Raw genomic sequence first — 21,250 nt, forward strand, 5'->3', positions numbered from 1 at the left:
ACGGCGCGAGCGGCGCATCGGCCGGCGGCGCCTTCGCGGCAGCGGGAGCCGCCGCCGGAGCAGCGGCAGCAGCGGCAGGCGCAGCAGCCTTGACCGGCGCGGCGGCGGGCTTGGCTGCGCCGGCACCATCGGTGATCTGACCGAGCAGCGCGCCCACGGCAACGGTCGCACCATCGGCAGCGATGATCTCGCTCAGCGTGCCGGCGGTCGGCGCGGGGACTTCGATGGTGACCTTGTCGGTCTCGAGCTCCACCAAGGGCTCGTCGACGGCGACGGGGTCGCCGGCCTTCTTGAACCAGCGGCCGATGGTGGCCTCGGTGACGGATTCGCCGAGCGTCGGCACACGAATTTCAGTCATGGTCTCTTCCTCAAGGGATCGCAGGTAGCGGTCATGAATTCATACGTCATTGCCCGCGAAGACGGGCAATCCAGTACGCCGTGACTTTCGTGATCAGAACGAAAGCCGCGGAGTACTGGATGCCCCGCCTTCGCGGGGCATGACAGAGTCCTAAAAAAACTTCTCAGCTCAGTGCTTCGTCCAGGAACGCCTTCAGCTGAGCCTGATGCTTGGACATCAGACCCGTTGCGGTCGCGGCGGAAGCGGCGCGGCCGACATAACGCGGACGCCGGCTCGCGCCGTTCACCTGATTCAGCACCCATTCCAGATAGGGCTCGATGAAGTGCCAGGCCCCCATGTTGCGGGGCTCTTCCTGGCACCACACCATCTCGGCCTTCTTGAAGCGCGACAGCTCGGCCACCAGCGCCTTCAGCGGCACCGGATAGAGCTGCTCGACGCGCATCAGGTAGATGTCGTCGATGCCGCGCTTCTCGCGCTCCTCGTAGAGGTCGTAATAGACCTTGCCGGAGCACAGCACGATGCGGCGGATCTTCTCGTCGGGGACGAGCTTGATCGCCTCGTTCGGCAGCATCTGGGCGTCATCATAGAGGATGCGGTGGAAGGTCGTGCCCTTCGCGAGCTCGTCGAGACGCGACACCGCCCGCTTGTGACGCAGCAGCGACTTCGGCGTCATCATGATCAGCGGCTTGCGGATCTCGCGATGCAGCTGCCGGCGCAGCACGTGGAAGTAGTTCGCCGGCGTGGTCGGGTAGACCACCTGCATGTTGTCTTCCGCGCACATCTGCAAGTAGCGCTCGAGGCGCGCCGAGGAGTGCTCCGGCCCCTGGCCCTCATAGCCGTGCGGCAACAGGCAGACCAGACCGGACATGCGCAGCCATTTGCGCTCGCCCGAGGAGATGAACTGGTCGAACACGACCTGCGCGCCGTTGGCGAAGTCGCCGAACTGGGCTTCCCACAGCGTCAGCGTGTTCGGCTCGGCGAGCGAATAGCCGTATTCGAAACCGAGCACGGCTTCTTCCGACAGCAGCGAGTTGATGACCTCGTAATGGCCCTGCTCGTGGCCGAGATGGTTGAACGGCGTGTAGCGGCTCTCGTCCTCCTGATCGATCAGGACCGAATGGCGCTGCGAGAAGGTGCCGCGTTCCGAATCCTGTCCGGACAGGCGGACGTGGTGGTTTTCGTTGAGCAGCGAGCAGAACGCCAGCGCCTCGCCGGTCGCCCAGTCGATGCCGTTGCCGCTCTCGATCGCCTTGGCGCGGTTATCGAGGAAGCGCTGAATGGTGCGGTGAACGCGGAAACCGTCCGGCACCTTGGTGATCTTGCGACCGATGTCCTTCAGCGTGGCGATGTCGACGCCGGTGACGCCGCGCCGCGCATCCTCTTCCTGGTCGGCGATCTTGAAGCCCGCCCACTTGCCGTCGAGCCAGTCGGCCTTGTTCGGCTTGTAGGAGGTGCCGGCCTCGAACTCGGCATCGAGCCGGGCGCGCCAGTCCGCCTTCAGCTTGTCGACCTCGCCCTCGGTGACGACGCCTTCCGCGATCAGGCGCTTGGAGTAGAGCGTCAGCGTCGAGGGATGGGCGGCGATCCGCTTGTACATCACCGGCTGGGTGAAGGCCGGCTCATCGCCCTCATTGTGGCCGTAGCGGCGGTAGCACCACATGTCGATGACGACGGGCTTGTGGAACTTCTGCCGGAATTCGGTCGCGACCTTGGCCGCGAACACGACGGCTTCCGGATCGTCGCCGTTGACGTGGAAGATCGGCGCATCGATCATCTTCGCCACATCCGACGGATAGGGCGAGGAGCGCGAGTAGCGCGGATAGGTGGTGAAGCCGATCTGGTTGTTAACGATGAAGTGCACGGAGCCGCCGGTGCGGTAGCCCTTCAGGTCGGACAGGCCGAAGCATTCAGCAACCACGCCCTGGCCGGCGAACGCGGCGTCGCCGTGCATCAGGAGCGGCATCACGGAGATGCGCATGTCAGGGGGATCGCCGTGCTGGTCCTGCTTGGCGCGGACCTTGCCGAGCACGACGGGATCGACGATCTCGAGATGCGAGGGGTTGGCGGTCAGCGACAGGTGGATGCGGTTGCCGTCGAACTCGCGGTCCGAGGAGGCGCCGAGGTGATACTTGACGTCGCCGGAGCCTTCGACCGCGTCGGGATTGGCCGAGCCGCCCTTGAACTCGTGGAATAGTGCGCGATGGGCCTTGCCCAACACCTGGGTCAGCACGTTGAGGCGGCCGCGATGCGGCATGCCGAGCACGATTTCCTTCACGCCGAGATTGCCGCCGCGCTTGATGATCTGCTCGAGCGCGGGGATCAGGGCTTCACCGCCGTCGAGGCCGAAGCGCTTGGTGCCGGTGAACTTGGTGTCGCAGAACTTTTCGAAACCCTCGGCTTCGATCAGCTTCTGCAGGATGGCCCTGCGGCCTTCGCGCGTGAACGAGATCTCCTTGTCGGGTCCCTCGATGCGCTCCTGGATCCAGGCCTTCTGCGCCGCGTTGCTGATGTGCATGAACTCGACGCCGAGCGTCTGGCAGTAGGTGCGCTCGCAGATCGCGGTGATCTCGCGCAACGTGCCGTATTCGAGGCCGAGCACGTGATCGAGGAAGATCTTGCGGTCGAAATCGGCTTCGCTGAAGCCGTAGGTGCGCGGATCGAGCTCTTCGCGGTTACGCTGGGCTTCGATGCCGAGCGGATCGAGCTTGGCGTGGAAGTGGCCGCGCATGCGGTAGGAGCGGATCAGCATCAGGGCGCGGACGGAATCGCGCGTCGCCTGAAGCAGGTCGGCGGAGGAGATGTCGGCCCCCTTCGCCTGCGCCTTGGCGGCGATCTTGCCACCGACCGTCTTCTCGACCTCGGCCCAGTTGCCGTCGAGGGCGGAGGTCAGATCGTCCTTCGGGGTCAGCGGCCAGTTGTCGTGCTCCCAGGACGGGCCTTCCGCGTTCTTGCTGATGTCAGCCGGCGCGTCGTTCAGGCTCTTGAAGAACTCCTGCCACTCGGCATCGACCGAGGACGGGTCCTTCTGGTAGCGGGCGTAGATTTCGTCGATGTAGGTGGCGTTGGTGCCCTGCAAAAAGGATGACAGGGCAAAGGCTGCGTTCGCGTCCTGGCGAGACATACTTGAGTTCCTGGCGATTTCGGTTCGCGCATAACAAACGGCGCTGGCGCCGAGCTCCCCCGACAGGGCTCGACGCGACAGGCACCCTTTACCCTATTTGCTGCGAAACTTCGCCCGGAAAAGCACGAAGAACTGAATTAGCCTTTCAACTTTTCGGCAAGCGTGTGGCCGAGGCGGGCGGGCGACGGGGACACTGTAATCCCTGCGGATTTCATCGCCTCGGTCTTGGAACCGGCATCGCCCTTGCCGCCGGAGATGATGGCGCCGGCATGACCCATGCGGCGGCCGGGAGGGGCGGTGACGCCGGCGATGAAGCCGACCATCGGCTTCTTGCGGCCGCGCTTGGCCTCGTCCTTGAGGAACTGGGCGGCGTCCTCCTCGGCGGAACCGCCGATCTCGCCGATCATGATGATCGATTCGGTCTTGGGGTCGGCGAGCAGCATCTCCAGCACGTCGATGAACTCGGTGCCCTTGACCGGGTCGCCGCCGATGCCGACCGCGGTGGTCTGGCCGAGGCGTTCCTGGGAGGTCTGGAACACGGCTTCATAGGTCAGCGTGCCCGAGCGGGAGACGATGCCGACCGAGCCGGTCTTGAAGATGTTGGCGGGCATGATGCCGATCTTGCACTCGCCGGCGGTCATGACGCCCGGGCAGTTCGGCCCGATCAGGCGCGACTTGGAGCCGAGCAGCGAGCGCTTGACGCGAACCATGTCGATCACAGGAATGCCCTCGGTGATGCAGACGATCAGCGGGACCTCGGCGTCGATGGCTTCGCAGATCGCGTCGGCTGCGCCCGGCGGCGGCACGTAGATCACCGACGCGTCGGCACCGGTCTTCTCACGCGCCTCGCGCACGGTGTCGAACACCGGCAGGCCCAGATGCGTCGAGCCGCCTTTGCCCGGCGAGGTGCCGCCGACCATCTTGGTGCCGTAGGCGATCGCGGCCTCCGAGTGGAAGGTGCCGTTCTTGCCGGTGAAGCCCTGGCAGATGACCTTGGTGTTCTTGTCGATCAGGATGGACATGAGGTCTGCTTTCGCGAAACTAACAGAGTGAGTGGGTCAGTGGATGCGGCGGTAGACGCCGGTGAGGACGTCGGACCAGCCTTCCGCGTCCGGCGAGAATTGAATCTTCAACGAGTAGGAATCCTCATTGATGATCTCGTAGACGTGGCGCGCATTGCCGCGGAGCGAGCCGCGCACCAGCGTCAGGGTCTTGCCGGCCCACCCGCCTGAGGCGGGCGAAGGCGGCGTGTAGCCGAGCGAGTCGTACCAGAACAATTTGTAGGTCCGGTCGTCGCGGTCGAAGGTGAAGATGCCGTGGGTGGCGAAGACCTGCTTGCCGTCGCGCATCTGGATCGAGTCCTGGATCAGATAGAACCCGTTGAGATCCATGCGCGCGACGGTGCGCGAGGTCGCCGGCCCGCCCGCCGTCCAGCGCGACGGGAAGACCATCTCCTCACCATCCCATTCGCCGGCGAATGCGGCGAGGCGCGCATGCTCGGGGAGCGGAGATGATGCGGCGAGATGGTCCTGGGCCATGGCGTTAGCCTCCCTTGACGGCCTTCACGATCTTCTGCGCGGCGTCGTCGAGATTGTCGGCGGGCACCACGTTCAGTCCGGATTCACGGATGATCTTCTTGCCGAGCTCGACATTGGTGCCTTCGAGGCGGACCACCAGCGGCACGCTGAGGCCGACCTCGCGAACCGCAGCCGTGACGCCCTCGGCGATCACGTCGCACTTCATGATGCCGCCGAAGATGTTGACCAGGATGCCCTTCACGTTGGGATCGGCGGTGATGATCTTGAACGCGGCCGCGACCTTCTCCTTGCTGGCGCTGCCGCCGACGTCGAGGAAGTTGGCCGGCGCCATGCCGTAGAGCTTGATGATGTCCATCGTCGCCATGGCGAGACCGGCGCCGTTGACCATGCAGCCGATATTGCCGTCGAGCGTGACGTAGTTGAGATCGTATTTCGACGCCTCGATTTCCTTGGCGTCTTCCTCGGTCAGATCGCGCAACGACACCGCGATCTCGGGATGGCGGAACAGGGCGTTGTCGTCGAAGGACACCTTGGCATCGAGCACGCGGAGCTCGCCCTGCTTGGTCACGACCAGCGGATTGATCTCCAGCATCGACATGTCCTTGGCGACGAAGGCCGCGTAGAGCTGCGCGGTGAGCTTCTCGGCCTGCTTGGCGAGGTCGCCGGACAGATTCAGCGCCTTCGCGACCGTGCGGCCGTGATGGCCCATGATGCCGGTCGCCGGATCGACCGAGAAGGTCACGATCTTCTCCGGCGTGTTGTGCGCGACGTCCTCGATGTTGACGCCGCCTTCGGTCGACACCACGAAGGAGACGCGCGAGGTCTCGCGGTCGACGAGGATCGAGAGGTAGAATTCCTTGTCGATGTCGGAGCCGTCCTCGATGTAGAGGCGGTTGACCTGCTTGCCGGCAGGTCCCGTCTGTACGGTGACCAGCGTCGCGCCCAGCATCTGCTTGGCGAATTCGTTGACCTCTTCCACCGACTTGGCGATGCGGACGCCGCCTTTGTCGCCGGCGGATGCTTCCTTGAACTTGCCCTTGCCGCGCCCGCCGGCATGGATCTGGCTCTTCACCACCCAGACCGGGCCGGGAAGCTGTCTTGCGGCGGCGTCGGAGTCCGAGGCCTTGAGAACCGCTACGCCCCGCGAAATCGGAACGCCGAATTCATGCAGCAGCGCTTTGGCCTGATATTCATGGATATTCATATGGTCGCTCCCTGAACCCGCGGGCGGTGACCTCATGGGCCCACCTCAGTCTTGTGGCTGGCATACCATATACCACAGGAACTGCAACCCGGATTCTTTGACAATCGAGATCTGCCGAGACCGGAACCCCACCCCGGTCAGCCGGGGTCCGGAAGTGAAACCGCCGAAGACCGGGTTTCGATCTTCGGCGGGTATTGCTTTGCCTTAGCGGCCGAGAAGATCGGGTGCGATCTTCTTGCAGGCATCGACCAAGCCCTGCACGGCACCGACCGACTTGTCAAACGCCTCGCGGTCCTTGCCGGCGAGTTCGATCTCGACCACGCGCTCGACGCCCTTGGCGCCGATCACGACGGGCACGCCGACATACATGTCCTTCACGCTGTACTCGCCGTTGAGATAGGCGGCGCAGGGCAGCACGCGCTTCTTGTCCTTCAGATAGCTCTCGGCCATCGCGATCGCGGAGGCGGCAGGGGCGTAGAAGGCCGAGCCGGTCTTGAGCAGGTTGACGATCTCGGCGCCGCCATTGCGGGTGCGGTCGACGATCTCGTCGAGGCGCGCCTGTGAGGTCCAGCCCATCTTGACGAGGTCGGGCAGCGGGATGCCGGCGACGGTGGAGTACTTCACCAGCGGCACCATGGTGTCGCCGTGGCCGCCGAGCACGAAGGCGGTGACGTCCTCGACCGAGACGTTGAACTCGTCGGCGAGGAAGTAGCGGAAGCGGGCCGAATCCAGCACGCCAGCCATGCCGACGACCTTCTTGTGCGGCAGGCCCGAAGCCTTCTGCAGGGCCCAGACCATGGCGTCGAGCGGGTTGGTGATGCAGATGACGAAGGCGTCGGGGGCGTACTTCTTGATGCCGGCGCCGACCTGCTCCATGACCTTGAGGTTGATGGAGAGGAGGTCGTCGCGGCTCATGCCGGGCTTGCGCGGCACGCCGGCGGTGACGATGCAGACCTTGGCGTTGTCGAGCGCCTCATAGGAGTTCGCGCCGGTGTAGTGGGCGTCGAAGCCGTCGACCGGCGAGGACTGCGCGATGTCGAGCGCCTTGCCCTGCGGCACGCCCTCGGCGATGTCGAACATCACGACGTCGCCCAGTTCTTTCAGGCCGATGAGGTGAGCCAGCGTTCCGCCGATCTGGCCGGAGCCAATCAAAGCAATCTTGTCGCGCGCCATGTGAACCTGTCCTTTAGACACGTAAGGAGGGGAAACTGAGACGGGTGGTTATCCCTTTCGTCTCCCCCGTTCAAGTCGCCCAATGCCCAATTGTCGGGCTTGCCGAGATAGCAGCCAGCATACCCCGGCCGTCATTCCGGGGCGCGCGAAGCGCGAGCCCGGAATCCATAACCACCATCCGGAGTATGGATTCCGGGCTCGTCGCTTTGCGACGCCCCGGAATGACGGCGGGGATAGGACTTAAGTCTCCACCAAGCCCTTGGTCGAGCCGCTGGCGGTGGAATCCTTGCGGCCGTGAGGCAGCGCCAGATAGGATTCCGAGCTCATTTCGATCAGGCGCGAGGCGGTCCGGTTGAACTCCATGGCCTCGGTGCCATCGGTCGCGAGGTAGAGCGAGATCGGATTGGCGTCGGCCGAGGCCATCAGCTTCACGGCGTTGTCATAGAGCGTATCGATCAGGGTGATGAAGCGCTTGGCCGCGTTGCGCTGGGAGAGGTCCATCACTGGAATATGGTCGACCAGGAGGGTGTGATAGTCGTGCGCCAGCCTGAGGTAGTCGGATGCACCGAGCGGCTGCTCGCAGAGGTCGGCGAAGGAGAATCGCGCCACGCCATGGGCCGAGCACGGCACGTGCAGAATGCGGCCCTTGATCGAAATGTCACGCGAGCGGCATTTGGCGCCGCCCGTCATCCGCTTCCAGGCCCGATCGAGCGCGGCGTCCGCATCGCCATCGGCCGGTGTCAGCCACATCGGCACGCCCTGCAGCTTCTCCAGGCGGAAGTCGGTGCGCGCATCGAGCCGCGCGACGTCCATGTGGTCGGTGATCTGCTTGATGAAGGGCAGGAACAGCGAGCGGTTCAGGCCACCCTTGTAGAGATCGTCGGGCGCGACGTTGGAGGTCGCGACCACGACGGTGCCGAGCTCGAACAATTTGGCGAACAGGCGGCCCAGGATCATCGCGTCCGCGATGTCGGTGACGTGGAATTCGTCGAAGCAGAGCAGCCAGCTCTCCTCGAAGATCGCATTGGCCGTCAGAGCGATGACGTCGCTGTCGGCGATCTCGCCGCGCGCGATGCTCTGGCGATAATCGTAGATGCGCTCGTGCACGTCCGCCATGAACTCGTGGAAATGCGCGCGGCGCTTATGCTCGACCGATGAGTGCTGGAAGAACAGGTCCATCAGCATGGTCTTGCCGCGGCCGACCTCGCCGTGGATGTAAAGCCCGCGCGGCGCCTCGTCCTTGTCACCAGAGCTGAACAGGCGGCTGAGCAGGCCCTGCTTGCGGGTGGGCTTGTAGGTCGAAAGCCGCAGGTCCAGCGCCGCATAGGCCTCGGCGACCTCGGCCTGCGCGGGATCCGGCTCGATCGCGCCGGACGCGATCTCGGCCTGATAGGCCTCGCGGAATGAGGGATTTGGGGTGGAGAGCATGGCTCTTTACCGCCAGAGACGGACGGAAATTGCAAGCCGTGAAATGGGGTCAGAGGTATGCGCGTTTCTTCTCCCTCGCCCCGTTCTTACGGGGGCGCGACGAGCTTCGCTCGCGCTGGGAGGGTCGGGGTGAGGGGCTCTATCCGCGTATGAGATCCATCGAAAGACCTGTCCCCCCTCACCCGGATCGTGAGAGCGATCCGACCTCTCCCCGCAAGCGGGGAGAGGTTAAGAAAGAAATTACTCACACAGCTCGTAGGCATCCTCGACCACATACGGGCCGCCGCCGGTGGACGCGCGCGAGGAGAACAGCACGAAGCGTTCGGCCATGAACGCCTTGCTCGGGAAATAGCCGCGCAGCGAGAGATAATCGGCGACGTCGCGGTCGGAGGCATCGTGCAGCCTCGCGAGCGTGACGTGCGGAATGAACTTGCGTCCCTCCGGGTCGAGGCCGATCCGCTGCATCATGCGCTCGAGCTCGGCCTGCAATTCCATCAGCGGCTTGCTCGGCGCAATCGTGGCGACCACCGCGCGGGGCTTGCGGCCGCCGAAGCTGGTGAGCCCCTGCACCTTCACCTCGAACGGCTTGCGGTCGACGCGAAACAGCATCGAAGCGATCTCGTTGGCGGAAGCCCCGTCAATGTCGCCGATGAAGCGCAGGGTGACGTGATAATTTTCGGGATCGATCCAGCGGGCGCCGGGGAGGCCACCTCTCAAGTTGGAAAGCGACTGGCCGATTTCGGCCGGAATTTCCAGACCCGTGAACAAACGCGGCATCGTTTCGCACTCCCGATGCTTGGGTACGGTGCTCGAACAGCGAGAACCATATCCAAATTAGAGCCGGCGACGAATCACCGGTACCCTGATTCCTATCGCAGTTGTGTGACTCTGCGAAGCACACCGCGCCTCACCCCGGTAAAACCCTGGGAATTAGGGTTAGCGCTGCCTGGTTTCAACGCCGTTGCTCAGCGATCGTGCCAATGAATGCCTCCACCATGGGCATGATCCTGCCGACGATGATGTCGACGCCTTCAGCGGTCGGATGAATGCCGTCGGCCTGGTTGAGCTTGGCCTCGGCCGCGACGCCTTCGAGGAAGAACGGATAGAGCGGCACGTCGAACGTCTTCGCCAGATCCGGATAAATCGAATTGAAGCGCGCGGCGTATTCGGCGCCGTAATTCGGCGGCGCCAGCATGCCGCAGAGCATGACCGCAATCTTTCGCGCCTTGAGCCGCTGGACGATGTCGGTCAGCGCGGCGCGCGCCACGTCGGGATCGATGCCGCGCAGCGCGTCATTGGCGCCGAGCTCGACGATGACACCGTCAGTTCCATCGGGCACCGACCAGTCGAGCCGGTCGCGGCCGCCCGAGGTGGTGTCGCCGGACACCCCGGCATTGGTCATGTCGACCTCTATGCCTTTGGCCCGCAAGGCTTTTTGAAGCTTTTGGGGGAACGCCTCCTGGGCCGGAAGGCCAAGGCCCGCGCTCAGGGAATCGCCGAGGACGACCAGCTTGACCGGTTTTGTCGCACCCGCCCAAGCGGGGTTCGCCATCGTCATGACGGCGAGCATCAACACGGCTATGTGCATGAACAATCCGTAACGCCTCTCGACCCCGCGTGCGGACTTGCCATATGACCGGACCATGGACACTCGCATCGACCCCTCTTCGCTCGCCGCTACCGCGGACACCATCGCCATCTCCAACGTCAACCTCTCATTGGGCGCGGGCGCGGCACGCGTTCACATCCTCAAGGATATCAGCCTGCGGGTCGGCCGGAGCGAGGCGATCGGCCTGATCGGCCCGTCAGGCTCGGGCAAATCCACGCTGCTGATGGTGATGGCGGGGCTGGAACGTCCTGATAGCGGAGAGGTGGTGGTGAATGGCACGCCTTTCAATGCCCTCGACGAGGACGCGCTGGCGCGCTTCCGCGGCCGCCAGGTCGGCATCGTCTTCCAGTCCTTCCACCTGATCCCGACCATGACGGCGCTGGAGAACGTTGCTGTGCCGCTCGAACTCGCCGGCAACCCCGATGCCGCCAAGCGCGCGGCAGAGGAGCTGCAATCGGTCGGGCTCGGTGACCGCCTGCATCATTATCCGACGCAGCTCTCCGGCGGCGAGCAGCAGCGCGTCGCGCTCGCCCGCGCGCTGGCACCCGATCCCGCGATCCTGGTCGCTGACGAGCCGACCGGCAATCTCGACGAGACCACCGGTAAGCAGATCGTCGATCTGCTGTTCAGCAAGCACGCCGAGCGCGGCATGACCTTGGTGCTGGTGACGCACGATTCCTCGCTCGCGCATCGCTGCGATCGCGTCATCCGCCTGCGCTCCGGGCGCATCGACACGCAGTCTGCGCCCGCATGAGCGCCGTGGCCGAATCGTTCGCGAAACCCAACGCCGTCGCGCTGTCGCTGCGCTACGCCTTGCGCGAATTGCGCGGCGGCCTGCGCGGCTTCTATGTCTTCATCGCCTGCATCGCACTCGGCGTGATGGCGATCGCCGGCGTCGGCTCGGTGTCGGCGAGCCTGAGCGACGGTCTGGCGCGCGAAGGCCGCACGCTGCTCGGAGGCGACGTCTCTTTCGTGCTGTTCCAGCGCGAGGCCAAGCCGGAAGAGGTCGCGTTCCTGCGCTCGCGCGGCACGCTGTCGGCGGCTGCGACCTTGCGCGGCATGGCGCGTTCGGCTGACGGCAAGCTGGCGCTGGTCGAGATGAAGGCGGTCGATAACACCTATCCGATGCTGGGACAGCTGACGCTGGCACCAAAGCTGCCGATGGCCGATCTGCTCGCCGAGCGTGACGGCGCGTTCGGTGCCGCCGCCGATCCGACGCTGCTGGCGCGGCTCTCGCTCAAGACCGGCGACCGCGTCACGATCGGGTCCGCAACGTTCCAGATCCGCTCCACCGTCGAGGCCGAGCCGGACAAGCTCGCCGGCGGCATCGGCTTCGGGCCGCGCTTTCTGATCAGCGAGGCGGCCTTGCGCGCCACCGGCCTGATCCAGCCCGGCAGCCTGGTGCGCTGGGTCTACCGGGTCAAGCTGCCGGAGGCCGCGAACAACGAGCGCGCCACCGAAGCCTTCATCGCGGATGCGCGCAGCGCCGCGCCGCAGGCCGGCTGGGAGATCCGCAGCCGCTCCAACGCCTCGCCGCAGCTCGAGCGCAACATCAACCGCTTCACGCAGTTCCTGACGCTGGTCGGCCTTGCCGCGCTGCTGGTCGGCGGCGTCGGCGTCGCCAATGCCGTGAAGAGTCACATCGACCGCAAGCTCGAGGTGATCGCCGCCTTCAAGGCCGTCGGCGCCACCGGCCGGGACGTGTTCGGCATCTACCTGGCGCAAGTGGTCCTGCTGGCCGCGATCGGGTCCGTGATCGGCCTGGCGCTCGGCGCGGCGATGCCCTTTGCGATCGTTGGCCTGTTCGGCAAGCTGTTGCCGCTGCCGGTGGTGCCGGCCGTGCACACCGACGAGCTCGCGCTGTCCTTCCTCTACGGCCTCCTCACCGCGCTCGCCTTCGGCCTGTGGCCGCTCGCGCGCGTGCACGACGTGCCGGTAGCCGCGCTGTTCCGCGACACCATCAGCTCCGAATGGCACCGGCCACGCGCGAGCTATCTCGTGTTCATGGCCGTCGTGATCGCACTCCTCATCACGGTCGTGATCGGCCTGTCGTTCGACAGGCGCATCGCCGCGGTGTTCGTGGCCTCCTCAGTGGTCGTGTTCGCCTTGCTGCGCGGCATCGCCGCCCTGCTGATGACGATCGCACGACGGCTGCCACGCACGCGGCTGCCGATGCTGCGGCTTGCGATCGCCAACATCCACCGGCCGGGCGCGCTGACGCCGTCCGTCGTGCTGTCGCTGGGCCTAGGGCTCGCCGTGCTCGTCACCATCACCCAGATCGACGGCAATCTGCGCCGGCAGTTCCTGGCGGCGCTCCCCGACCAGGCGCCATCGTTCTTCTTCATCGACATTCCGAGCGCGCAGGCCGAGCAGTTCGATGGCTATCTGCGCCAGATCGCCCCCGGCGCCAGGATCGAAGACGTGCCGATGCTGCGCGGACGCATCGTCGCCGCGCGCGGGGTGCGCGCCGAGGAGCTCAAGCCGTCCACGGATTCGGAATGGGTGCTGCAGAGCGATCGCGGCCTGACCTACACCGCCGAGCTGCCGAAGGGCTCCAAGGTGGTCGAGGGCGAATGGTGGCGCGCCGATTATTCCGGCCCGCCGCTGGTCTCGATGGAGAAGAAGATCGCCGACGGGCTCGGCCTCAAGCTCGGCGACGAGGTGGTGGTCAACGTGCTCGGCCGCGACATTCCGGCCAAGATCAGCAATTTGCGCACGATCGACTGGCAGGGTCTCGGCATCAATTTCGTCCTTGTGTTCTCCCCCAACGCCTTCAAGGGCGCGCCGCACACCCACATCGCGACGCTGACGGAAGCGGGCGGAAAGGCGGGCGACGGCAAGATCATCAAGGAGGTCGCCGACGCCTATCCGATGGTGACGAGCGTGCGCGTGCGCGAGGTGATGGAGACGGTCGGCTCCGTGGTCACCAATCTGGCCCTGGCGATCCGTGGCGCCAGCGCCGTGACGCTGATCTCGGCGATCCTGGTGCTGGGCGGGGCGCTCGCCGCCGGCCACCGCCACCGCGTCTATGATGCGGTGATCCTCAAGACCTTGGGTGCGACGCGGCTGCGGCTGCTCGGCGCCTATGCCCTCGAATACCTGCTGATCGGCCTTGCCACCGCGGTGTTCGGGGTGATCGCGGGCAGCATCGCGGCCTGGCTGATCGTGACGCGGCTGATGACGCTGAGCTTCGTCTGGCAGGCCGGCAGCGCCGCCGGCGTGGTCGCCGCCGCGCTGGTCGTGACCGTCGGGCTCGGGCTTGCCGGCACGCTGCTGGCATTGAACAAAAAGCCGGCGACGGTGTTGCGAAATTTGTGACAAAATGTAGCGGCGGATCGTGCCGGGCGGAATCGGCCCGGTTTCGGCGATTAACCACGCTACCGGTCAGCTTCGCGTCAGGATTGACGCCGAGGGCGACATTCAGCCGCGCGTGGAAGGTTGCGGCGAATGTGTTAGTTTCCCACATATCGGATGGGTTCGGAGCCCCGATTGTGAGCCAAAATTTAGTCGGCTGGCGGCGGTCTCCGAGATAGAATTTGACGAACCGGCGGCATGGCGACCCTCGTGCCGGACCGGACCAACCAACGGGAATTCGACCATGTCGGACCTAGACCGTAACTACGCTTCTCCTTTCGGCAGGGCCGCCGGGCGTGTTGACGCCGCGACGGTCGATGCCGGCCTGCGCGCCTATATGCTGCGCATCTACAACTACATGAGCATTGGCCTGGCCATCACCGGCCTTGCCGCGCTCGGCGTCTACATGGCCGCCGTGACCGACGTTCCGACGGCGGACGCCGTCCGCGTCGGCAAGGTGTTCCTGACACCGTTCGGCTACGCCATGTTCGTCAGCCCCCTGAAGTGGCTGTTCATCCTGGCGCCGCTCGCGATGGTGTTCGTGATCTCGGCGGGCATCAACCGTCTGGCACCCTCGACCGCCCAGATCCTGTTCTGGGTGTTCGCGGCGCTGATGGGCATCTCGCTGTCGTCGATCTTCCTGGTGTTCACGCACACCTCGATCGTGCGGGTGTTCTTCATCACCGCGGCGACCTTCGGTGCGCTGAGCCTCTACGGCTACACCACCAAGCGTGACCTGACCGGCATGGGCTCATTCCTGTTCATGGGCCTGATCGGCATCGTTCTCGCCAGCCTGGTGAACCTGTTCCTGGCCAGCTCGATGCTGCAGTTCATCGTGTCGGTGGTCGGCGTGCTGGTGTTCTCGGGCCTGACCGCCTGGGATACCCAGCGGCTGAAGAACGACTACATCTACGGCTATGCCTCGGCCGGCGGTGACGTCGCAGAGCGTTCGGCCATCACCGGCGCACTGTCGCTGTACCTGAACTTCATCAACCTGTTCACGCTGCTGCTGCAGCTCCTCGGCCAGCGCGAGTAAGCTCTGAGACGAGAGAACGGACACGAACCCCGGCCGAAAGGCCGGGGTTTTTGTTTTGAGGGTACGGCCTCTCCCCGTCATTGCGGAGGAGCTCGCGAAAAAATTGCGCAGCAATTTTGCGCCGATTCGACGACGCAATCCAGAGCCCCTCCGCAGATGCATTTCTGGATTGCTTCGCTGCGCTCGCAATGACGGGTGTGGAGGCAGCGCAGCCTCTTCCGGCCCCTCAGGGAACGCTCTATCCTTCCCCCATGTCCGCACCCGATATCAGGCCCACCACCGAGGCCGACCTCCCCGCCGTCACCGCCATCTACCAGCAGGCCGTCCGCGAGGGCACGGCGACGTTCGAGCTGGAGCCGCCCGACCTCTCGGAAATGACGCGCCGCTATCGCGCGCTGATCGACGGCGGCTATCCCTATTTCGTCGCCATGCTGGACGGCCGCGTGGCCGGCTATGCCTATGCCGGCGCCTACCGGCCGCGGCCCGCCTATCGCTTCACGGTGGAGAACTCGATCTATCTCGATCCGTCCTTCCACCGCCGCGGCGTCGGCTCAATGCTGCTGGAACGGCTGATCGTCGAATGCGAAGCGCGCGGCTTTCGCCAGATGATCGCTGTCATCGGCGATTCCGCCAATGCCGGGTCGATCGGCGTGCACACAAGGTGCGGCTTCAAGATGATCGGCACGCATCCCAGTGTCGGGCTGAAATTCGGCCGCTGGCTGGACACCGTGATGATGCAGCGCGACCTCGGCGAGGGCGCAAGCACGGTGCCGGGGAAGTAGTTCATCCGTCATTCCGGGGCGATGCACAGCATCGAACCCGGAATCCATTGAACGGCAGGGGCGGTGGAGGGAGGGATGGGTTCCGGGCTAGCGACTTCGTCGCGCCCCGGAATGACGATCGATGGTTCGGCTAAACCACCGCCAGTTTGCGATCGATCACCAGCAGCACCCGCTCGAGCTCGTGGCCACGACGCAGGATCAGGCCGGTCGCCGAGATCACGCTGTACATGCCCTGCTTGCGCGCCAGGCGCGGGTCCTTCTCGATGCGATAGATCGGCACTTCCGAGGCGCGGCGATAGACCGAGAACACGGCGCGGTCCTTCAGGAAGTCGATGGCATAGTCGCGCCATTCGCCGTCGGCGACCATGCGGCCGTAGAGATTGAGAATCCGGTGCAGCTCGAGCCGGTTGAACGTCACCCGGTTCGGCTGCGCATGCGCCGCGGCAGGACGCGCCGCCGCGCGCTGCTCGCTCGGATCGGCATCCTCCGACGTCAGACTCATGGGAAGCGCCTCCTCATCGCACGGCTACCCGCGTCCGCCAAGATCGTCCCGGAACCGCGTTCGTGACAATTGCATGATTGCGCCAACCGTTCCGCATCGCAAGGGGCTCGACCCATCGAATCGGCGTCGCATCAGGACACACGCAAGGGTGGAACTCCGTCGCGGCAAACCGTCACGGGATCGTTAGCAGGAATCATAGTATCGCCGCTTTTCCGCCAACCGCCTGCCGCCCTGCACTGCGAAAAGGGTGACGTGCGTTGACCCGGTCCTTTCGGTTCCGGATTCCTCAGCCCCCAGCCCCCCGGGGTCGAATAGGATCGGGTCTGTACGCACGACAAGGAGGGCCAACGCAAGTTGGTCCTTTTTTGTTTGTGCCGAGATGTTTCCGGTCTGCCGTCATTCCGGGGCGCGCGAAGCGCGAGCCCGGAATCCATTTACCATCACACAAGCTGAGAAATGGATTCCGGGTTCGCGCCAAGAGGCGCGCCCCGGAATGACGAGCATCAATTGCTGAGACGTTCTGCCGGCTTCAATGCAGCGACGTGTAGGCCGCACCCAGCATCGGGCCCGGCCTCTCGCGGCTGCCGTCCTGGACGTAGACCACCGCGCCGTCGACGCCGTCGCGCGTGAGGTTCTCGATCGGCACCGTCCAGCTCTCCGGACGGCCGGTCCAGTCGCCGACCTTGAGCAGGCTGCGCACCACGTTGTGATAGGTGACCTGCTGCCCCTTGTTCTCGCCGCGGGTGATCGCGATCGGCACCGACTTCGCGATCGAGCAGATCCAGACCTCGCCGCGCGAGACCGTGGGCTCCTTGCTTGCGGCGACCGACACGTTGATCTGCTTGCCCGAGAGCGACATCGTCACCGGCACGCTCATCACGCCAGTGCCCTTGTCGGTCTTGCCGATCGCGTTCTCGATGCCGGTGCGATCGCTGCCGATGACATGGGTGGAGCCGTTGACCACGACCTGCGGCGTGTAGACCTCGCGGTCGCCGCGCATGCGCGAATAGGCACGCTGCCGTGCAGAGAAGCGCGAATCCGCCAGCGTGTCCTTCCAGCCGAGATAGTCCCAATAATCGATCGGCATGCTCAGCGCGATGACGGAGGGGTCCTTGGAGAGATCGCCGATGATCTGGTCGGCGGGCGGGCAGGAGGAGCAGCCCTGCGAGGTGAACAATTCGACGACGGCGCGGGGTTCAGCTTCGGCAGGACGAATGACGGCGATGATCGCACATATGCCGAGAGCTCCCGACCAGAGGGCGCCGGACCAACGTGGAATCAGATGGGAAGCCGTCATTGTCGTCATGTCGAACGCCGCACACCGTTGCTCTCAGGGGGAAATCTTATCGCCGGATGGTCACCGTAGTCTTACGGGGCGCGGTACATTCATCCATCCGGGCCACCGTCCAAAGGGAGGTTTTCCGCCGGGCGGGCCCATCTGAAGCGTACCGCAAACGCGCGAAGGCGGCCTTTGATAGGCCGCCTTCGTTAAGGCTTCTACTCACTTCGCAGTGAGCCATCATTCACAAATCCGCGTTTACGCCGCGAGCTTGCGCAGCACGTAGTGCAGGATGCCGCCGTTGCGGTAGTAGTCGAGCTCGTCCAGCGTATCGATGCGGCAGAGCAGCGAAACGCGCTGCAGCGAACCGTCGCCGGAGACGATCTCCGCGGTCAGCTTCTGGCGCGGCTTGAGGTCGCCGACGAGGCCGCGGATGGTCACCTTCTCGTCGCCCTTCAGCCCAAGCGACTGCCAGGAGGTGCCTTCCTCGAAGGTCAGCGGCAGCACGCCCATGCCGACCAGGTTGGAGCGGTGGATGCGCTCGAAGCTCTGGCAGATCACGGCGCGCACGCCGAGCAGGCGCGTGCCCTTGGCGGCCCAGTCGCGCGAGGAGCCGTTGCCATACTCGGCACCGGCGAACACCACCAGCGGCACCTTCTCTTCCTGGTACTTCATCGCGGCGTCGTAGATCGACATCTGCTCGCCGTCGGGCCAGTGCTTGGTCAGGCCGCCCTCGGGGATGTTTCCGTCCGCGCCCTTCAGCATGAAGTTCTTGATGCGGATGTTGGCGAAGGTGCCGCGCATCATCACTTCATGGTTGCCGCGACGCGTGCCGTACTGGTTGAAGTCGGCCGGACGCACCTGGTGCTCGCTGAGATATTTGCCGGCGGGCGAGGTGAGCTTGATCGAGCCGGCCGGCGAGATGTGGTCGGTGGTGATCTTGTCGCCGAACATGGCGAGGATGCGCGCCTCGACGATGTCGGTGACCGGCTCCGGCTCCTTCTTCATGCCTTCGAAGTAGGGCGGGTTCTGCACATAGGTCGAAGACATGTTCCAGCGATACGTCTCACTCTCGACTGTCTTGATCTTGCGCCAGTTGGTGTCGCCCTTGAACACGTCGGCATACTTCTTCTTGAAGATCGACGCGGTCACGAACTTCTTCATGAAGGCGTTGATCTCCTTGGTCGTCGGCCAGATGTCCTTCAGGTACACCGGCTTGCCGTCCTTGCCCTCGCCGAGCGGCTCGGTGGCGAGGTTCTTGGTGACGCTGCCCGCGAGCGCGTAGGCGACCACCAGCGGCGGCGAGGCCAGGTAGTTCGCCTGCACATCCGGCGAAACGCGGCCTTCGAAGTTGCGGTTGCCGGAGAGCACGGCGGCCGCGACGACGCCGTTGTCGTTGATCGACTTCGAGATCTCCTCAGGCAGCGGACCGGAATTGCCGATGCAGGTGGTGCAGCCGAAGCCGACCAGGTTGAATCCGACTTTGTCGAGATCGGGCTGCAGACCGGAATTGGCGAGATATTCCGCGACCACCTGGCTGCCCGGGGCGAGCGAGGTCTTCACCCACGGCTTGGCCTTGAGGCCCTTCGCAGCCGCATTGCGCGCGAGCAGGCCGGCGCCGATGAGGACGCTCGGGTTCGAGGTGTTGGTGCAGGAGGTGATCGCGGCGATCACGACGTCGCCATGGCCGATGTCGAAGTTCTTGCCGTCGACGGGGAAGCGCTTGGCCGGCTCCTCGGCCTTCTTGTACTCGCTGGCGAGCGCGAGCGAGAAGCCGTCCGCGACGGTGGGCAGCGCGATGCGGCCTTCGGGGCGCTTCGGGCCGGCCATCGACGGCACGACGTCGCCGAGGTCGAGGGTCAGCGTTTCCGTGAACACGGGGTCGGGCGACTTGGCCGTGCGGAACAGGCCCTGCGCCTTGGCATAGGCCTGCACCAGCGCGACGCGGGCCGAGGCACGGCCGGAGGTCTTGAGATAATCGAGCGCGGCGGCATCGACCGGGAAGAAGCCGCAGGTCGCGCCGTATTCGGGCGCCATGTTGGCGATCGTCGCCTTGTCGGCGACCGAGAGGTGGTCGAGGCCGGGGCCAAAGAACTCGACGAACTTGCCGACCACGCCGAGCTTGCGCAGCATCTGCGTCACGGTGAGCACGAGGTCGGTCGCGGTGACGCCTTCCTTCAGCGCGCCCTTCAGCTTGAAGCCGACGACGTTGGGCAGCAGCATCGACAGCGGCTGGCCGAGCATGCAGGCTTCCGCCTCGATGCCGCCGACGCCCCAGCCGAGCACGGCAAGGCCGTTGACCATGGTGGTGTGCGAATCGGTGCCGACCAGCGAATCGGGATAGGCCACCTCGAAGGTGCCGGTCTTCTTGCCGACGGTCATCTTCTCCTTCTTGGTCCAGACCGTCTGGGCCAGATATTCGAGATTGACCTGGTGGCAGATGCCGGTGCCGGGCGGCACGACGGAGAAGTTCGAGAACGCCTTCTGGCCCCACTTCAGGAACTCGTAGCGCTCCTGGTTCTGCTTGTATTCCTCGGTGACGTTCTTGCCGAAAGCCTTGTTGTCGCCGAAGAAGTTCACGATCACGGAATGGTCAATGACGAGATCGACGGGCACCAAGGGGTTGATCTTCTCAGGCTCGCCACCGAGCTTCTGCATCGCGTTGCGCATCGCGGCGAGGTCGACCACCGCGGGCACGCCGGTGAAGTCCTGCATCAGCACCCGCGCCGGCCGGAAGGCGATCTCATGCTCCAGCGACTTCTTGCGCAGCCATTTCGACACCGCGACGATGTCTTCCTTCTTGACCGAGCGGCCATCCTCGTTGCGCAGCAAATTCTCGAGCAGGACCTTCATCGAGTAGGGAAGTTTCGAAATTCCCTTCAGACCATTCTTCTCGGCGGTGGGCAGGCTGTAATAGACATAGGTCTTGGCGCCGACCTTGAGAGTCTTTTTGCATTTGAAGCTGTCGAGCGAGGTCATGTAGGAGATCCCAATTGCTAGTTATACCCGGCAGGGTATTTTAACACCGTCAGCGTATCAGGCTGGGCCGCTTGCAGGGGCAGGTTGAGTTGCTGCATCAAGTAGTTCCGGGCTTATAGAAGCTTTCTAACCGCGCCGCCACAGCCACTATCGTGCCGCAGCAATTCGCGAGCCAAAAATTCCCATGCGCTACCCCAAGATTTCCTGAGGCCCGGCTGTGAGCGGACTGAACCAAGGCGACATGCGGCTGTCAGGTCACGGGCTGAGATGCGTGCGGGGCGGGCGCGAGGTGTTCGCCGGGCTCGATTTCGCGGCCGGGTCGGGCGAGGCCGTGGCTGTGGTCGGCCGCAACGGATCGGGCAAGACCTCGCTGCTGCGGCTGATCGCGGGCCTGCTCGTTCCGGCCGGCGGGACGATCGCGCTGGAGGGGGGCCATAGTGAGCTGACCCTGGCGGAGCAGTGCCACTATCTCGGCCATCGCGATGCCCTGAAGCCGGCGCTGAGCGTGGCCGAAAACCTGACGTTTTGGGCTGATTTTCTCGGCGGCGAGCTTTTCGATGCCGTCGAGAGCCTTGCCAAGGTGGGGCTCGACCACGCCATCCATCTGCCCGCCGGATTCCTGTCCGCGGGACAGCGCCGCCGGCTCTCGCTGGCGCGGCTGCTGACGGTCCGCCGCCCGGTCTGGCTCCTGGACGAGCCGACCAATGCGCTTGATGTCGCCGGTCAGGACATGTTCGCCGGCCTGATGCGCGAGCATCTGGCCGGCGGCGGCATGATCGTCGCGGCGACGCATGCCCCGCTCGGGATCGAATCGCGGGAGCTGCGGATCGGGGGTGTGGCGTGAAGTTCAGGCACCCTCAGTTTTCCAAGCGGCCGGGCTCGGCTCT

The 21,250-nt window shown here is 64.9% G+C and carries 17 protein-coding genes; 5 read left to right on the forward strand and 12 right to left on the reverse strand.

Going from position 1 to position 21,250, the window contains the following annotated elements; genetic code table 11:
* The 9 genes from XF30_RS39065 to XF30_RS02460 all read right to left on the reverse strand — a co-directional run.
* The coding region (locus XF30_RS39065; RefSeq protein ID WP_502696072.1) for a biotin/lipoyl-containing protein at positions 1-358 on the reverse strand (358 nt) is incomplete at its 3' end.
* A gap of 163 nt (positions 359-521) precedes the next feature.
* Entirely contained in the window at positions 522-3,479 is a 2,958-nt protein-coding gene (locus XF30_RS02425) for a 2-oxoglutarate dehydrogenase E1 component (protein WP_109141823.1), read from the reverse strand.
* A gap of 137 nt (positions 3,480-3,616) precedes the next feature.
* A complete protein-coding gene (gene sucD / locus XF30_RS02430) occupies positions 3,617-4,501 on the reverse strand; it encodes a succinate--CoA ligase subunit alpha (protein WP_109141824.1) in 885 nt (294 codons plus the stop codon).
* Between the two features lie 36 nt (positions 4,502-4,537).
* Positions 4,538-5,017: a DUF1579 family protein gene (locus XF30_RS02435; RefSeq protein ID WP_036008783.1), complete on the reverse strand. Its 480-nt coding sequence runs from the start codon at positions 5,015-5,017 to the stop codon at positions 4,538-4,540.
* 4 nt (positions 5,018-5,021) lie between these two features.
* The gene (sucC, locus tag XF30_RS02440; protein ID WP_036008785.1) at positions 5,022-6,221 is read right to left on the reverse strand and encodes an ADP-forming succinate--CoA ligase subunit beta; all 1,200 of its coding nucleotides are present in this window, start codon (positions 6,219-6,221) and stop codon (positions 5,022-5,024) included.
* A 204-nt stretch (positions 6,222-6,425) separates the two neighbouring features.
* Entirely contained in the window at positions 6,426-7,394 is a 969-nt protein-coding gene (gene mdh, locus XF30_RS02445; RefSeq protein WP_025032846.1) for a malate dehydrogenase, read from the reverse strand.
* A gap of 240 nt (positions 7,395-7,634) precedes the next feature.
* Positions 7,635-8,822, reverse strand: coding sequence for a cell division protein ZapE (gene zapE / locus XF30_RS02450; RefSeq protein WP_036024610.1), 1,188 nt, complete (start codon positions 8,820-8,822; stop codon positions 7,635-7,637).
* Between the two features lie 240 nt (positions 8,823-9,062).
* On the reverse strand, positions 9,063-9,599 hold the full coding sequence (gene thpR / locus XF30_RS02455; protein WP_027572985.1) for an RNA 2',3'-cyclic phosphodiesterase: 537 nt from the start codon (positions 9,597-9,599) through the stop codon (positions 9,063-9,065).
* Positions 9,600-9,774: 175 nt separating this feature from the next.
* Positions 9,775-10,410 carry an arylesterase gene (locus tag XF30_RS02460; protein WP_036008792.1) on the reverse strand — a complete coding sequence of 212 codons (636 nt, stop codon included), beginning with the start codon at positions 10,408-10,410 and terminating at the stop codon, positions 9,775-9,777.
* 55 nt (positions 10,411-10,465) lie between these two features.
* On the opposite strand from XF30_RS02460, the gene XF30_RS02465 reads away from it, so the two are divergent.
* From XF30_RS02465 to XF30_RS02480, 4 genes are all read left to right on the forward strand, one after another.
* Entirely contained in the window at positions 10,466-11,185 is a 720-nt protein-coding gene (locus XF30_RS02465; RefSeq protein ID WP_109141825.1) for an ABC transporter ATP-binding protein, read from the forward strand.
* Entirely contained in the window at positions 11,182-13,749 is a 2,568-nt protein-coding gene (locus XF30_RS02470) for an ABC transporter permease (RefSeq protein WP_109141826.1), read from the forward strand. The genes XF30_RS02465 and XF30_RS02470 overlap by 4 nt, the downstream gene beginning before the upstream one ends.
* Before the next feature lie 280 nt (positions 13,750-14,029).
* The gene (locus XF30_RS02475) at positions 14,030-14,821 is read left to right on the forward strand and encodes a Bax inhibitor-1/YccA family protein (RefSeq protein ID WP_036008808.1); all 792 of its coding nucleotides are present in this window, start codon (positions 14,030-14,032) and stop codon (positions 14,819-14,821) included.
* A 251-nt stretch (positions 14,822-15,072) separates the two neighbouring features.
* On the forward strand, positions 15,073-15,603 hold the full coding sequence (locus XF30_RS02480; RefSeq protein ID WP_036008811.1) for a GNAT family N-acetyltransferase: 531 nt from the start codon (positions 15,073-15,075) through the stop codon (positions 15,601-15,603).
* A gap of 130 nt (positions 15,604-15,733) precedes the next feature.
* Here XF30_RS02480 and XF30_RS02485 read toward each other — a convergent pair whose 3' ends face one another.
* From XF30_RS02485 to acnA, 3 genes are all read right to left on the reverse strand, one after another.
* A complete protein-coding gene (locus tag XF30_RS02485; protein ID WP_036008814.1) occupies positions 15,734-16,105 on the reverse strand; it encodes a DUF2794 domain-containing protein in 372 nt (123 codons plus the stop codon).
* A gap of 529 nt (positions 16,106-16,634) precedes the next feature.
* Complete coding sequence (locus XF30_RS02490; RefSeq protein WP_057026569.1) at positions 16,635-17,411, reverse strand: DUF1223 domain-containing protein; 777 nt, start codon at positions 17,409-17,411, stop codon at positions 16,635-16,637.
* A 231-nt stretch (positions 17,412-17,642) separates the two neighbouring features.
* The gene (gene acnA, locus XF30_RS02495) at positions 17,643-20,363 is read right to left on the reverse strand and encodes an aconitate hydratase AcnA (RefSeq protein WP_036040732.1); all 2,721 of its coding nucleotides are present in this window, start codon (positions 20,361-20,363) and stop codon (positions 17,643-17,645) included.
* Between the two features lie 241 nt (positions 20,364-20,604).
* Here acnA and ccmA point away from each other — a divergent pair, with 241 nt between their 5' ends.
* Complete coding sequence (gene ccmA / locus XF30_RS02500; protein WP_036008829.1) at positions 20,605-21,207, forward strand: heme ABC exporter ATP-binding protein CcmA; 603 nt, start codon at positions 20,605-20,607, stop codon at positions 21,205-21,207.
* The last annotated feature ends 43 nt before the right edge of the window (positions 21,208-21,250 follow it).

The sequence above is a fragment of the Bradyrhizobium sp. SUTN9-2 genome, from assembly GCF_003122645.1.
GTDB classification, from domain to species: Bacteria; Pseudomonadota; Alphaproteobacteria; order Rhizobiales; family Xanthobacteraceae; genus Bradyrhizobium; species Bradyrhizobium yuanmingense.

Bases quoted from the DNA above. Each gene is read 5' to 3' on its own strand.
- sucD (WP_109141824.1), bottom strand. From the start codon at position 4,501: ATGTCCATCCTGATCGACAAGAACACCAAGGTCATCTGCCAGGGCTTC.
- XF30_RS02480 (WP_036008811.1), top strand. From the start codon at position 15,073: ATGTCCGCACCCGATATCAGGCCCACCACCGAGGCCGACCTCCCCGCC.
- sucC (WP_036008785.1), bottom strand. From the start codon at position 6,221: ATGAATATCCATGAATATCAGGCCAAAGCGCTGCTGCATGAATTCGGC.
- XF30_RS02470 (WP_109141826.1), top strand. From the start codon at position 11,182: ATGAGCGCCGTGGCCGAATCGTTCGCGAAACCCAACGCCGTCGCGCTG.
- acnA (WP_036040732.1), bottom strand. From the start codon at position 20,363: ATGACCTCGCTCGACAGCTTCAAATGCAAAAAGACTCTCAAGGTCGGC.
- thpR (WP_027572985.1), bottom strand. From the start codon at position 9,599: ATGCCGCGTTTGTTCACGGGTCTGGAAATTCCGGCCGAAATCGGCCAG.
- XF30_RS02485 (WP_036008814.1), bottom strand. From the start codon at position 16,105: ATGAGTCTGACGTCGGAGGATGCCGATCCGAGCGAGCAGCGCGCGGCG.
- XF30_RS02435 (WP_036008783.1), bottom strand. From the start codon at position 5,017: ATGGCCCAGGACCATCTCGCCGCATCATCTCCGCTCCCCGAGCATGCG.
- XF30_RS02490 (WP_057026569.1), bottom strand. From the start codon at position 17,411: ATGACGACAATGACGGCTTCCCATCTGATTCCACGTTGGTCCGGCGCC.
- XF30_RS02475 (WP_036008808.1), top strand. From the start codon at position 14,030: ATGTCGGACCTAGACCGTAACTACGCTTCTCCTTTCGGCAGGGCCGCC.
- mdh (WP_025032846.1), bottom strand. From the start codon at position 7,394: ATGGCGCGCGACAAGATTGCTTTGATTGGCTCCGGCCAGATCGGCGGA.
- zapE (WP_036024610.1), bottom strand. From the start codon at position 8,822: ATGCTCTCCACCCCAAATCCCTCATTCCGCGAGGCCTATCAGGCCGAG.
- XF30_RS02460 (WP_036008792.1), bottom strand. From the start codon at position 10,410: ATGCACATAGCCGTGTTGATGCTCGCCGTCATGACGATGGCGAACCCC.
- XF30_RS02425 (WP_109141823.1), bottom strand. From the start codon at position 3,479: ATGTCTCGCCAGGACGCGAACGCAGCCTTTGCCCTGTCATCCTTTTTG.
- ccmA (WP_036008829.1), top strand. From the start codon at position 20,605: ATGCGGCTGTCAGGTCACGGGCTGAGATGCGTGCGGGGCGGGCGCGAG.
- XF30_RS02465 (WP_109141825.1), top strand. From the start codon at position 10,466: ATGGACACTCGCATCGACCCCTCTTCGCTCGCCGCTACCGCGGACACC.